The sequence below is a fragment of the Marinicella gelatinilytica genome (genome assembly GCF_026410405.1).
GTDB lineage: Bacteria > Pseudomonadota > Gammaproteobacteria > Xanthomonadales > Marinicellaceae > Marinicella > Marinicella gelatinilytica.
In genome coordinates this window covers 55750-68118 of sequence record NZ_JAPMLN010000008.1, presented here as the reverse complement: position 1 = coordinate 68118, position 12369 = coordinate 55750, and the positions used below count along the sequence as shown (strand labels likewise).

Sequence of the window (12369 nt, the reverse complement as noted above, 5' to 3'; positions counted from 1 at the left end):
TAAAGCCAATCAGGGTAATGATTGGTAGAATAAGCGGGTTTTTTAACATTCCATCACTTTCACAAAACTGGACGCCATGACCAAGTACATTCCAAATTTTCTGACCATACTTCGGGTCCTACTGATTCCAGTGATGATTTTGTTCTTTTATTTACCTTATGAATGGTCACGATTCGTGGCATGCGGGGTATTTGTTTTAGCCGGTATTACTGACTTTTTTGATGGTTATATCGCACGAAAATATAACGTCTCATCAAAATTAGGTGCTTTTTTAGACCCGGTTGCTGATAAGCTCACTGTCACAACTGCCCTCATTGTGTTGCTTCAGGATCACCCAACCATTCTCATGATGATAGCCACCGCCGTTATCGTTGGCCGCGAAATAACCGTCAGTGCTTTACGCGAATGGATGGCAGAACTCGGGTCACGCAGCGCTGTTAATGTTGCCATGGTCGGCAAAATAAAAACTGTTTTCCAAATGATGGCAATTGGATTTTTACTCTATGAAGCTGATTTATGGTTTATACCGGTACAATTAATCGGACTGGGCTTACTTTATATCGCCGCCGCATTGACTCTTTATTCAATGGTGATTTACCTCAAAGCCGCCTGGCCAATGATGCGTCAATAAAAGTCATAAGTTTTAACACAATTTTCCAAAAATCGATTGACAATAAAATCATTACGGCTAAAATAGCCAACCTCAAAGCGGGAATAGCTCAGCGGTAGAGCACAACCTTGCCAAGGTTGGGGTCGGGAGTTCGATCCTCCTTTCCCGCTCCAAACACCCAAGGGCTGATTTAATCAGCCCTTTTTTGTTTTCAGTGTCAAGCACCTCGCCAAAACCCAAAACGAGACTTGCACTGACAACAAATAAAAGCGAGAATAACAACGCTTTTGAAGATAAGCGTAAAAAAGATTCGGCTGGATGGCAGAGTGGTGATGCAGCGGATTGCAAATCCGTGTACCCCGGTTCGATTCCGGGTTCAGCCTCCATCTTCAAAAAACAAAAAAAGGACCCAAAAAGTCCTTTACAGCTTCAATTTTTTAACTAAAATGAAGCACTTCGCCAAAACCGCGAAAACAAGTTTAAAAATAACAACCGATGATCTCGCAGCCAGAGACATCAAAAAGGATTTTTTGCTAGGCTCAGGATATCTGAGGTTAGCAGAAATAAGGAAGGCGATGTGAGTGTACGACTGTACTCAAACATCAACTGACGCAGAATATGCTGGTATCATGAATGATGAGTCAGCAAAAAGGAACTTTTGATAGTCTCTTTCACAGTGAGGCTGGCAAAGACAAGGAAAGAGTCGCGAGTGCACGCATGTGCTCTCTAAGTTAGAAACAAAGCTGATAGAATCAGCAACAAGGCATTTTTTGCTAGTCTTATGGTTTCATGAGGTTAGCAGAGACAAGATGATAACTTGCGAATGTACAACTGTACTTGAGCAAGTTTCGACGCAGTATATGCTGACCTCATGGAAGCATAAGACAGCTAAAGGATCTTTTGATAGTCTCTGACACAGTGAGATTATCAAGGACAAGGAGATAACTTGTGAATGCACGCATGTGCTTGAGCAAGTTTCGACGCAGTAATTGATGATCTCACGCAGTCAGAGACATCAAAAGGGCCCGGGTGGCGAAATTGGTAGACGCAGGGGACTTAAAATCCCCCGGTAGAAATACCGTGATGGTTCGATTCCATTCCCGGGCACCATTCCTTAGTTTTTTGGCGCTTCATAAAATCTCACAACCTCACACAAACCAAGACATATAACACTTTAACGCCTTATAAGGTATCATTAAAGTTCTTTACAGCGCACGCATTTTGTTGGCAACATTTTTGGTAACTATTATTAGCCATATAGCCGCCAAGGCCTAATTTTTAATTTTGAAAACAACCTTAAAAATATAAAAGGAACCAACCCATTGACAAGATGTCTCCTATAAAAGACATTAGTAAGGCTAAACAGATACTGAAAGAATTGGAGTAATGATATGAAAACTGAACCCTATAACGCATCAGAATATATTGACAGCCCCGAAATGGCGGCGGCTTATCTTGCTGTAGCGCTTGAAGAAAATGGTATAGATGGATTTCTCGTGGCTTTGGGTGAAGTGGCTAAAGCCAAAGGTATGACCCATGTCTCTAAAGAAGTGGGTACCGGCCGCCAAAGTTTGTATAAAAGTTTAAGTGAGAATGGCAACCCACAATTTGAAACCATTATGAAATTACTCGCCACTTTTGACCTTAAGTTTGAAGTTGTTCCACAATGTCGCCAGGCTTAATATCTCACTTTTTGGTATCACAATTAAAAATAAACGATTTTCGGATAGTTTCCAAACTAAAGAATATTGGAGAGAATCCAATGATCAAAACAAAACCCTATAAAACAAGCGACTACCTTAAAACGAATGAAGATCGTGCGGCCTATATTCAGGTGGTTATGGAAGAGCAAGATGACGAATTACTACTATTGGCCATTTGTGAAGTCATTGACTCTTTAGGCGGTATCGGCCAAATGTCTAAAAAAACAGGCTTGGCTCGTGAAAGTTTATACCGTTCATTGAGCGAACAAGGCAACCCACGTTACAGCACCCTCACCAAAGTACTTAATGAATTAGGTTTGAAATTAAATGTGGTTGCAAAATAAGAATTGGAACCAACCATGTAGTTACACCTCAAATACTTATTCATGATCAAAGACCGTAGCATCGCCAAAGAAATGCTCAGTGAGCTCAAAAAAGAAAAAACCTGCGGGGTGACTGATGCGCCGTTGTGCCCGCAAAATCGGTTTAAAGCACATAACACCACCCTGAACACACGCCAACAAATTCATTACACAAATTGCGACCAATACCTCAATTCAGTTAAATCATGAATTAATACAACCCAGTCAACTTTCCAATCAGCTACAATAAGATCATTCAATCAAAGAGAGAGACCGTATGAAAAAAATTATACTGACCAGTTTAATGTTAGGCACTTTATTTTTGCTTAATGGCTGTGGCCAATCGTGTTCTGAGGAAGTGCTTAAAGATAAGCTTGAAGAAGTCAGCGAAAAAATGCAGGAAATTATGCAATCCGGAGACATGGGTAAATTAATGTCCATTGCCGCTTACACGCAAAAGTTAAACAATCTACAAAATGTTGACCAGGATAACCTTGAACCGGCTTGTGAAGCGGTTGATGAGTTGTTGGCTGAATTAGACGACTTATAATTTTTATTTTTTGCCCGTCAAAGCGATTGAACTGATTCCAGTTAAATCGCTTTTTACGTTTCGGTATTTATAAGATTGGAAATCATGCAATAAATCAGCCATGGTTTTGTCTGTTTCACGCTGCTGACAAGCAGGCTTTAATTCTTTATGAGCCTTTAGCATGATTCCGAAAGCCGGTACCTTAAAAGACTTTTGACTGCGACATCGTCGACAAAAACCATGGCAGCTGTTGTTGCCGGATAAAGGACTGCCGCCGGCAGCGATGATATACACCCGATCACAACATACATTATCGGCCCGCCAATGGCCGTTCATATAATGCTGCAATAAAATGCCAATGTTATATCCTGGGGCGCCTAAATACGCGACACTGAGGTATATACCCGGAAAACTGATATTGGCATAACTCGCATCTCCAATGATCAATGCTCTGTGAGCCCAAATCTGATCAAAGTGCTGAATAAACAATGTCCTATCAGAAAACTTATCTCTCAGATACCGGGCTTGAACTTGTCTTATTTCATCAAAATCAATATTCAGGATTTCGCCAATTTTATGCAAATAGCTATCAGCAATTTCACCGGTTTGCTTAAAATCGCGTAAGTTTCGCATGGTTTTATTGATGTTTTTATAGCCTAACTTAGTTGCGAGCTGTACATTGCTTAATTGAGCCGCCTGTTGGTGGTTTTGAATTAAATTGATTAATTCAGAATTGATGTCAGTGCTTTGCGGTTGCGGTCTGCTTAGCGTGCTGACTGAAAAGTTTAGTCTCATCAGATTCTCCTGTTTAGTAGTGATTTAATTGAACGCCCTACAAGTCGGGTAAATGGCGTTTACAGCATTATTATAAGATGCGCGCTTGGTTAAAGCAGTAACATCTACTTGGCTCAGTCTCTTATGCGACACGCCTTGACGCATTCTCTGAGTTCAGGAATAACATCTGACTCAAACCACGGATTTTGCATGCGCCAATAGCGGTTGCGGGGTGATGGGTGCGGTAACGGAAAATACTTCGGTAAAAAATCGTGGCGATTGCGAACTGTTTCAGTCAGGGTTTTGGGTTTGTTTTTTAAATAATAATTTTGTGCGTACTGGCCGATTAATAAAGTAAGCTCTATTTTCGGCATGAGATTGAACAAAGGCCGATGCCACAAGGGTGCGCATTCAGGCCTGGGCGGCAAATCGCCGGATCGTCCGCGACCGGGATAACAAAAACCCATGGGGGCAATGGCAATGACTTCTGGGTTATAAAATAAATCCCGTCCAATATTTAGCCAGCGACGCAATTCATCACCACTTGGGTCATTCCATGGTATTCCTGTTTCATGGACTTTGGTGCCCGGTGCTTGGCCGATAATTAAAAGGCGACTACCACTGGAGGCTTGCACCACCGGACGGGGTTCCAATGGTAAATATTGTTCGCAGACGCGACATTGACGAATTTGATCTAATAAATTATCCATGATTAACTGGCTGCTTTCAAAACCCTGGCACGGCGGCGGTTTAACTGTGCTTCACGATGCGCAATATAAGCACCTGAAGCAAACACAATCGCAGCACCGATTAAGGTCCATCGATCAACCGACTCATCAAAAAATAGCCAAGCCAACACAATCACGAAGGGTAATCGGGCAAAATCAAACGGCATCACCAAAGACACTTCGCTACTGCGAATGGCATGGGTAAACAATAAATGCCCCAGACTGCCACTAAAGCCCAATAAAATGAGTAAAAACCAAGTCCAGGCATCCGGCCACTGCCAAACCGTCAGTGCCACCGGGAATGACAAGGGCGTCATTAACAAAACCATAAAAATAACAATGGTGTTAGGTCGCTCGGTCCGCGACAGGTTTTTAATAATCAACACGGAGATGGCCATGGTGACCGCGGATAAGATGACCACCAGTGAAGGCACTAAATCGCCATCAACTGTGGGCCTTAATATGATAAGGGTACCGATAAAGCCAATAATAACAGCCAGCCAGCGACGCATATGAACATCCTCTTTCAATACGAGCGCAGCACCAATGGTAACAAATAGCGGCACGGTAAAGCCCAAAGCCACAGCTTTTGCCAAAGGTAAAACAGTTAACCCCCAGAAAAAACACAGCATCGAAATCAAACCCAATACAGCCCGTATCATAAACAATGGCAACCGAGCCGTCTTGATCACCGTCAAACCATATTTCATAAACCAAGGCAGCATAAACAACAGCCCGAACAAGTTACGGAAGAAGGCGATTTCGAAGGCATGCAGTCGACTGGAAGCGGCTCGAATCAAAACATTCATGACACTAAACGCCAATGCTGCAGCCAACATCAGCAAAATACCACGTAATAAATGATGACTAACCTTATGTGGCTGCATGGATTTAATTGCTCAGAATCAAGTTAAAAAGGAAGCCTTTCATTGTAACAAAAGCACCTTCAGTTACCAGTTTTGATGTTATTTTGCATAATTACTATCATAGTCAAGTCACTATTTATGATTTTTATAGCGCCTAAATAACCATGCCACTAAAAGCCCTTAACGCCTGCTATAACTGGGTTTACACTTTAATTTCAACAACTTACAGACCCGCACAATAACCTGTTTTTAACATTTCGGTAACTTTGCGTTAACGGGGCATCCTTATAATTGGTACCATCATGTCATTCGGCATGTGGTTTAACTTAATTAATAATATGAGGATTACAATCATGAAAAATTATAAAACAAACAAGTTAAGAAATGCCATACGAACGACTATTTTAGCCGCATCATTGGCCGTCACCCCATTTGTCATGGCTGACAATTCAAAATACGATGCTGATGATAAATTAAGAGACGCGTGGTTAGATGGTAAAGTTGAAACTGCTTTATTGGTTAACCGTCACTTAAATAATTTTGAAATTGACACAGATGTTAAAGGTCGTACTGTTGTACTATCAGGAACTGTTAACTCAGAGATTGATAAAGACTTGGCTGGTGAAATAGCCAAAGGCATTGAAGGTGTTAATAAGGTTGAAAACAATTTAGTGGTAGAAAAGCCTGAAAACATCGATTATGACGATGAGATGGATGATGATGCCAATCGCTCTTTCAGCAACTGGTATTATGATTCAACCACCACAGCTGCCATTAAATCTAAACTGTTGTGGAATGGTGAAACATCCGGCTTAAAGGTTAATGTTGATACCATGTATGGCAAAGTTACTTTAAAAGGTAATGTTAGCAGCTCAGCCGAAAAAGATTTGGTTGAGAAAATTGCCGAAAACACTGACGGTGTTCGCAGCGTTGACAACCAACTTAAAGTCGTACAAGACTCATAAACTTAAACTAACCGGCATGTGGGGCAATATGCCTCACATGCGCATTTAACGAATACGAGGGATTTATTATGTTATATTATGCTTTAGTCTTTTTAATTATCGCACTGATTGCAGGTGTTTTAGGATTTGGTGGTATTGCCGGTGCTTCAGCCGGAATTGCTAAGATTATATTTTATATCTTCTTGGTGCTATTGTTACTGTCTGTACTGAGTCATCTCTTTAGATAGCCCTATTTAACTACCTAACAAAAAACCCCGCCAATAGCGGGGTTTTTTGTTGCTGTTAAGTAAATTTATTTCTTTAACAACAAAACAATCCCAACCACGGCAGAAACAGCACCACCAATCAAATAGTACATGGTCTGATCACTATAACGTCCGGTCACAGCTTCTGATACTTCTTCTAAAGGCGCTTCAGTTGCATTCAATCCAAAAAATACCAACACGGCGCCCAGAACCAATAACACTAAACCAATTATTTTATTTGTACTCATATCATTACTCTCTTTTTAGGTTAATAAAATATGTCAAATGCTCACCACTTAACATAACAAGACCCATTATTTGGGCTTGGTTTCTTGCTCATCTTCACAACCACCACTGTCTTTGACAATTTTTTTGGCGTTGTAACCAATCCGTAAAATCAAAAAATTAATAACCGCGATAATGATGGCTATTTCAAATCGTTGCCAGGCAACCGACATACCGATGGCTCCGGTGTTCCAGATACTGGCCGCATTGGCTAAGCCAGATACTTTAGAATCATCTTTCGATTTCAATATGGCACCACCACCGATAAAACCAATCCCGGTAACAATACCGGCCATAAATTTTCCAATGGCTTCTTCGTTTCCAATCACATCTAAACATAATAACGTGTAGGAACAGGTGGCCACGGCAACCAGCGGAAACGTTCGAACACCACCACCATGTGAATTGGCTTCACGGTTAATGGCCACCGGTATGGTTAAAACCAACGCAAAACCAATGAGAAATAAATGTCTAAGAATAACGCCCCAATCAATGTAATGCTCAACATTGATACCCAAAAAATCAAGCATAATCAGTCCTCGTTTCTACGGGCCTCTTTCATTGCACTTAAATACTGATCACCCAATTCGCTGGCTTGCTCGTCACTCAGTACTTTATCTGCTTTGGGGAAATAATCCTGCTCTTCCTCATCTAAATGATGCAATACTTTACCGGCTAAATTTTTAGCATGTTTTAGCCAAGCAGAAGAATCAAAATCAGCCTCTTCTACTTTTTCCACCAATTCTTCAATTTCATGGTGTTCAGCAATCCCATGACGCGCATCATCTTGGGTGGCATCAATCTTAATTAAGGGCACATAAAAGTAGCGTTCTTCGGCATCCGCATGAATTGCTAACTCATGTTTGACCTGCTCAAATAATTGACGCCGGTTATCTGAATCACCGCTGGTGTCGAGTAATTGTTTAAACAAATCTCTTTGAATGGCATGATCTAAAACAATGGCTTTTTCAATTTTCATGTGTTTTTGTCTGATTGAAGTGCTCAATAATTTTAAAACACTTAAGCCCGAAAAACCATCATTAATTCAAAGTCTTAACTGTTCATTCTAATGGCTTTTTTTCGACGCACAGAGGCCACATAAATACCTGCCATAACCGCCACAAAACCGATGATATCTAAAGTTGAGGTAGGACGACTAAAAAACACAATATCCCATAGCATTGATAAAGCGGGTTGTAACAACAAAATCAAACCCACCAGAGAAGTCGCCAACAAAGGCATGGAACGGGTAATAATGACCCACCCCAAAACTTGACAAAACACCCCTAAACTAATCATGGACAATAGGGTTTGGTTGTCATGTATTACAAATGAATCACCATCAAATAAAGCCACCACTGCCAATATAGCCGCACACATCAGTGACATAACGCCTAAATTTGACATCGGTGATAACGTACTTTTCATACCCTGTAATTGACGCATTACCAACATAAATCCGGTATAAGCCAAGGCTGTTGATAAGCCGTAAATAACACCGGTTCGATAATCGGCATCAAAATTAGACCAATCGACACCCACCAGTAAAAACAAACCCAAAAACGCCAAGCCTAAACCTGTCAAGAATCGCCATCCCACCCGCTCACTCAGAAACACCACACCAAATAAGGTCATAAAAAACACCTGAAAATTCCCTAAGACCGTGGCCAAACCCGGACCCACAAACAAGATACTGCGATGCCAAAGCCATAAGTCCACAGCAAAAAACAAAGCCGCCAAAAACAGCTTAAAGGCATAAGCACTACTGTGCCAAAGTGAACGTCCGGTCATGACACAGATAACAATCAGCAAACCACCGCCAATCGCCATGCGATAAAAACCACTCACTGTCGGTGCTAAATCGGCTAATTTGACCCAAACACTGGACGTACTGATTAATACGGCACCAAACAACAAGGCAAACCCGGCTGTTTGTCGTTGACTTAAGTGATTTAAACCCATGGGATTACGACCAATAAAAAACATCCATTATTGTTAGCTTTGCCAATGGATTCAATCATTTTTTTGACCCAAGTCAAAACACCGTTTTTTAACCGGTACTATAATGCAGTCATGAAAAACTTACAGTCTGATTTACCCCGTTCTCATTACGGTTTGTTTGCTTTGGGTTTTCGGTCATTGTTTTTATTGGCCGGATTGGGTGGTTTTGCGCTGATTTTGGCATGGCTTTTATATCAGCACCACGGTGTTATGTTTGCAGGCTTGTCCTATTACACCCCAAATCTATGGCATGCACATGAAATGGTGTTTGGCTACACCATGGCAGTTATCGGCGGTTTTTTACTGACGGCCATCGTGAACTGGACCCGGCGACCCACTTCCACACCCCTGACTTTGGCCCTATTAAGTTTTATCTGGATTATGGGCCGTTTAGTGGCTTTTATTCCAAGTATTCCCGGTTGGCTGGTGGCTTTTGTGGATAGTTTATATTTGATTATGTTAGCCGTTATGATTGCCATTCCGTTAATTCAAGCAGGCAATAAGCGTAATTATTTTATGATTGGTTTGGTGAGTTTATTTGCCATCATTAATATCACTGTCCATGGCGCCATCTTATCCGGTGAATATGGTTGGGCGCGGTCACTAACTAATTTTGTGTTTTATTGGGTGTTGTTATTAATTGTGGTTATGGCAGGTCGTGTTTTTCCGATGTTCAGTCAAAATGGTGTGCCCGAACGCTATGTGGCAAAACGTTACGCCAACATTGAACTAATGATACCGCCGATGATGATTGCCTGGATTCTTACCTTAAGCTTAGCACCACAAATGACTTGGTTATGGGGCGGATTTACCCTGATAAATATGGTGCTTCATGGTATCCGTTTATACGGCTGGTATAACCATCAAATTTGGTTAAAGCCCCTGGTCTGGGTGTTACATATTGGCTACTTAATGCTAATTATCGGTTTTGGGCTGATGTTCGCCATGATATTTAAACCGGGCTTTTATTATTTGGCCTTACATGTACTCACCATCGGTTGCTTAGGTATAATTACTGTTGGCATGATGACCCGTGTCAGTTACGGCCACAGTGGTCGTAACCTCCATAACCCGCCTAAATTACTGGGCCCTATTTTTGGACTATTGGTGTTATCGGTGATTGTCCGTTCAATTTTACCGTTACTGGGTGTATTGAGCCATTTTAACGGCATGTTGATTTCCGGTGGTCTGTGGGTTCTGGCTTTCTTATTGTTTGTTATTCGCTATATACCCGTATGGTTTAAACCCCGAGAGGATGGTCAACCAGGCTAATTCTTGCTCAAGATAAGTGCCGAAATCTGTATCACTTTGAGCTGGCTTTATCGACATTATTCACGGCTTTTTTAAGGGCTTGGAAATAATGCTGTAAGCGGCGTTGGTCCGCTGCTGTTGGATGTTCATTGCGATAACGAATGCGCAGATAGCTTTGTTTAAATTGCTCTATGGGCTCGCTTAATGAGGGATATCGTGTCATGATTTTCGGTGCCACAGCCTCGAAACCCAGGTGTCGCATCTGAAAAATCTCTGGATCTTTTTTGAATAAACGCATAAAACGAAGGTACCATTGTTGTATGTCTGTATAACGCGGTCTTAATCGCCACCAAAGCCAACTAAAAATAACGACACCGGTTAAGCCGAGAATGGTTAACAGCATAATAGCCAAATCTTTACCTTCTCGGTGCTTAATACCGATGGCGTCAAATAAAGCTTGTTGCTTGCTGACATTAAAATCACGTACCCACTTGTTCCAGCGAAACCGATATTTATCCATATTTTCTCTGGCTTGACGTAACCAAGGAAAATCCATGATGGTTCGTCGCTGTTCAATAATATTTCCAGAGCCTTGGAATAATCGCTCAGGAGAAACCACTGAAGTCGGATCAACTCTTTGCCAATAGCCGCCCAACTCGTGATCCGGCTCATCAATATAAACCTCCGCCCAAGCATGGGCATCGGATTGTTTCACTAATAAATAATCACCATTATCGACACCCCCTTGATATCCGGTTACCACCCGAGCAGGCAGACCAGCCATACGCATCATGACCACAAAACTGGAGGCAAAATGTTCGCAGAATCCCCGTTTTGAATCATAGATAAACTCATCAATCACATCATCACTGTCCAAAGGCGGTGGCGAGTAGGAATACAAAAAGCCTTCAGTTTGAAACCACGCTAAGGCTTTGTTGATTATGCCATAGGGCGAACTATCGATTGCTTGCCATTGGCTGATTAACAGCTGCGTCTGTACATTTTGATTGTCCGAAAAATCCAATAAGCGATTGCGTTGGTAGCTTGACATATTCTGATATAAGCGGTCACTCAGCACTGATTTGACTTGATAATGTTTAAGCTGGTTGATTACGGTCATCGAAGTTAACGACGATGCCGAAGACAAGGAAGCGCCGGTCGGCGATTGAACAATGTAATCCAACCCAAACATAAATCGACGGCCATTGGGTTCCATTTCAATTTGGTAGCTTATCTGTTTTGCTTGTTGATCAAAAGCCACCACACGGCGTTGTCGGTTAAAGTCAAACTGCGACCAAGTACGACCATCAAATTCAGTCAATACCGGCCCTCGCCAATAAAGCTGGTTATTATCAGGCTGTTCGCCGTCTTCAAATGTCACCCGAAAAGCCGGCGAATCATCCATAAACAGCTCAATGATGGAACCGGGACTCATTTCACCGGAAATACCGGTTTTACCTTCACCAAAAATATCAGGCGAACCCCAAATCGGAGAACCTAAACGCGGAAATGCCAAGAAAAACAACACCGCAAAGGGTAAAGCCAACAACAACCAGCCGACACTGGATTTAATATGACCGCTTTCAAACCAGGCATCACCATGTTGATAATTTACCACCGCCAGCGCATGGGTAGTCACCCAGGCTGATAACAATAAATAAGCCACCAAAACCAAATCCTGAGAATATAAAAACCGAGTCATAGCGACAAAATAACACAGCATAACCACCAATAGCGCGTCTCGCATTTTATAGGTTTCCAACAATTTCAACACGGTCATGGTGATTAAAATGGTGACACTGATTTCTCTCGATAAACCAAAACCCTGGCTATAAACTATCAACAACAATGCAGCCACTGCCACCATGATTAACACCAGGTTATAGGCTTTTTTTATGTGATTAACTTGAACATAAAATCGATACGCCACAACCACTGTCATCATCGGCACAAACCACAGTGGCAAACGATATACTTGAGGCAGCACCGCCACCACCACAGCCAAACTTACCCAGAAAACTTGTTTGGTGCTTAATTGAGATTGGATACG

The 12369-nt window shown here is 41.8% G+C and carries 16 protein-coding genes and 3 tRNA genes; 11 read left to right on the top strand and 8 right to left on the bottom strand.

The genetic code is table 11. The features are described 5' to 3' along the window. Positions 1-76: 76 nt before the first annotated feature. The 8 genes from pgsA (at position 77) to OS173_RS06835 (ending at position 3225) form a co-directional block, all read left to right on the top strand. Complete coding sequence (gene pgsA / locus OS173_RS06870) at positions 77-631, top strand: CDP-diacylglycerol--glycerol-3-phosphate 3-phosphatidyltransferase (protein ID WP_267183533.1); 555 nt, start codon at positions 77-79, stop codon at positions 629-631. A 77-nt stretch (positions 632-708) separates the two neighbouring features. Next, positions 709-783: transfer RNA gene (locus OS173_RS06865), tRNA-Gly, on the top strand. A 139-nt stretch (positions 784-922) separates the two neighbouring features. After that, positions 923-996: transfer RNA gene (locus OS173_RS06860), tRNA-Cys, on the top strand. 637 nt (positions 997-1633) lie between these two features. Next, positions 1634-1720 (top strand) — tRNA-Leu (locus tag OS173_RS06855). Between the two features lie 281 nt (positions 1721-2001). After that, entirely contained in the window at positions 2002-2292 is a 291-nt protein-coding gene (locus tag OS173_RS06850) for an addiction module antidote protein (protein ID WP_267183532.1), read from the top strand. An 80-nt stretch (positions 2293-2372) separates the two neighbouring features. Further along, entirely contained in the window at positions 2373-2657 is a 285-nt protein-coding gene (locus OS173_RS06845; RefSeq protein WP_267183531.1) for an addiction module antidote protein, read from the top strand. 42 nt (positions 2658-2699) lie between these two features. After that, positions 2700-2885: a hypothetical protein gene (locus tag OS173_RS06840; RefSeq protein WP_267183530.1), complete on the top strand. Its 186-nt coding sequence runs from the start codon at positions 2700-2702 to the stop codon at positions 2883-2885. Positions 2886-2952: 67 nt separating this feature from the next. Next, the gene (locus OS173_RS06835; protein WP_267183529.1) at positions 2953-3225 is read left to right on the top strand and encodes an LptM family lipoprotein; all 273 of its coding nucleotides are present in this window, start codon (positions 2953-2955) and stop codon (positions 3223-3225) included. Between the two features lie 3 nt (positions 3226-3228). Here the strand turns inward: OS173_RS06835 and OS173_RS06830 are convergent, their stop codons facing one another. From OS173_RS06830 to OS173_RS06820, 3 genes are all read right to left on the bottom strand, one after another. Continuing rightward, the gene (locus tag OS173_RS06830) at positions 3229-3999 is read right to left on the bottom strand and encodes a hypothetical protein (RefSeq protein WP_267183528.1); all 771 of its coding nucleotides are present in this window, start codon (positions 3997-3999) and stop codon (positions 3229-3231) included. Positions 4000-4112: 113 nt separating this feature from the next. Beyond that, positions 4113-4688 (bottom strand): uracil-DNA glycosylase family protein, encoded by a 576-nt coding sequence (locus OS173_RS06825; RefSeq protein ID WP_267183527.1) that lies wholly within the window; start codon positions 4686-4688, stop codon positions 4113-4115. A gap of 2 nt (positions 4689-4690) precedes the next feature. Next, a complete protein-coding gene (locus OS173_RS06820) occupies positions 4691-5593 on the bottom strand; it encodes a DMT family transporter (protein ID WP_267183526.1) in 903 nt (300 codons plus the stop codon). A gap of 332 nt (positions 5594-5925) precedes the next feature. Here OS173_RS06820 and OS173_RS06815 point away from each other — a divergent pair, with 332 nt between their 5' ends. After that, entirely contained in the window at positions 5926-6537 is a 612-nt protein-coding gene (locus tag OS173_RS06815; protein WP_267183525.1) for a BON domain-containing protein, read from the top strand. A gap of 68 nt (positions 6538-6605) precedes the next feature. After that, a complete protein-coding gene (locus OS173_RS06810) occupies positions 6606-6764 on the top strand; it encodes a DUF1328 domain-containing protein (RefSeq protein WP_267183524.1) in 159 nt (52 codons plus the stop codon). Between the two features lie 65 nt (positions 6765-6829). Here OS173_RS06810 and OS173_RS06805 read toward each other — a convergent pair whose 3' ends face one another. From OS173_RS06805 to OS173_RS06790, 4 genes are all read right to left on the bottom strand, one after another. Next, positions 6830-7030 carry a DUF3185 family protein gene (locus OS173_RS06805; RefSeq protein WP_267183523.1) on the bottom strand — a complete coding sequence of 67 codons (201 nt, stop codon included), beginning with the start codon at positions 7028-7030 and terminating at the stop codon, positions 6830-6832. Between the two features lie 66 nt (positions 7031-7096). Next, entirely contained in the window at positions 7097-7597 is a 501-nt protein-coding gene (locus OS173_RS06800; protein ID WP_267183522.1) for an MgtC/SapB family protein, read from the bottom strand. Positions 7598-7599: 2 nt separating this feature from the next. Next, positions 7600-8046, bottom strand: a complete 447-nt coding sequence (locus OS173_RS06795) for a hemerythrin domain-containing protein (protein ID WP_267183521.1) — start codon at positions 8044-8046, stop codon at positions 7600-7602. Positions 8047-8120: 74 nt separating this feature from the next. Next, entirely contained in the window at positions 8121-9053 is a 933-nt protein-coding gene (locus OS173_RS06790; protein WP_267183520.1) for a DMT family transporter, read from the bottom strand. 87 nt (positions 9054-9140) lie between these two features. Between OS173_RS06790 and OS173_RS06785 the strand changes: the two genes are divergently transcribed. After that, positions 9141-10340, top strand: coding sequence for an NnrS family protein (locus OS173_RS06785; protein WP_267183519.1), 1200 nt, complete (start codon positions 9141-9143; stop codon positions 10338-10340). Between the two features lie 31 nt (positions 10341-10371). Here the strand turns inward: OS173_RS06785 and OS173_RS06780 are convergent, their stop codons facing one another. Continuing rightward, positions 10372-12324 carry a transglutaminase family protein gene (locus OS173_RS06780; RefSeq protein WP_267183518.1) on the bottom strand — a complete coding sequence of 651 codons (1953 nt, stop codon included), beginning with the start codon at positions 12322-12324 and terminating at the stop codon, positions 10372-10374. Between the last annotated feature and the right edge of the window lie 45 nt (positions 12325-12369).

What these genes read in the sequence shown, in the direction of transcription:
- pgsA (WP_267183533.1), top strand. Translation starts at nt 77, where the DNA reads ATGACCAAGTACATTCCAAATTTTCTGACCATACTTCGGGTCCTACTG.
- OS173_RS06850 (WP_267183532.1), top strand. Translation starts at nt 2,002, where the DNA reads ATGAAAACTGAACCCTATAACGCATCAGAATATATTGACAGCCCCGAA.
- OS173_RS06845 (WP_267183531.1), top strand. Translation starts at nt 2,373, where the DNA reads ATGATCAAAACAAAACCCTATAAAACAAGCGACTACCTTAAAACGAAT.
- OS173_RS06840 (WP_267183530.1), top strand. Translation starts at nt 2,700, where the DNA reads ATGATCAAAGACCGTAGCATCGCCAAAGAAATGCTCAGTGAGCTCAAA.
- OS173_RS06835 (WP_267183529.1), top strand. Translation starts at nt 2,953, where the DNA reads ATGAAAAAAATTATACTGACCAGTTTAATGTTAGGCACTTTATTTTTG.
- OS173_RS06830 (WP_267183528.1), bottom strand. Translation starts at nt 3,999, where the DNA reads ATGAGACTAAACTTTTCAGTCAGCACGCTAAGCAGACCGCAACCGCAA.
- OS173_RS06825 (WP_267183527.1), bottom strand. Translation starts at nt 4,688, where the DNA reads ATGGATAATTTATTAGATCAAATTCGTCAATGTCGCGTCTGCGAACAA.
- OS173_RS06820 (WP_267183526.1), bottom strand. Translation starts at nt 5,593, where the DNA reads ATGCAGCCACATAAGGTTAGTCATCATTTATTACGTGGTATTTTGCTG.
- OS173_RS06815 (WP_267183525.1), top strand. Translation starts at nt 5,926, where the DNA reads ATGAAAAATTATAAAACAAACAAGTTAAGAAATGCCATACGAACGACT.
- OS173_RS06810 (WP_267183524.1), top strand. Translation starts at nt 6,606, where the DNA reads ATGTTATATTATGCTTTAGTCTTTTTAATTATCGCACTGATTGCAGGT.
- OS173_RS06805 (WP_267183523.1), bottom strand. Translation starts at nt 7,030, where the DNA reads ATGAGTACAAATAAAATAATTGGTTTAGTGTTATTGGTTCTGGGCGCC.
- OS173_RS06800 (WP_267183522.1), bottom strand. Translation starts at nt 7,597, where the DNA reads ATGCTTGATTTTTTGGGTATCAATGTTGAGCATTACATTGATTGGGGC.
- OS173_RS06795 (WP_267183521.1), bottom strand. Translation starts at nt 8,046, where the DNA reads ATGAAAATTGAAAAAGCCATTGTTTTAGATCATGCCATTCAAAGAGAT.
- OS173_RS06790 (WP_267183520.1), bottom strand. Translation starts at nt 9,053, where the DNA reads ATGTTTTTTATTGGTCGTAATCCCATGGGTTTAAATCACTTAAGTCAA.
- OS173_RS06785 (WP_267183519.1), top strand. Translation starts at nt 9,141, where the DNA reads ATGAAAAACTTACAGTCTGATTTACCCCGTTCTCATTACGGTTTGTTT.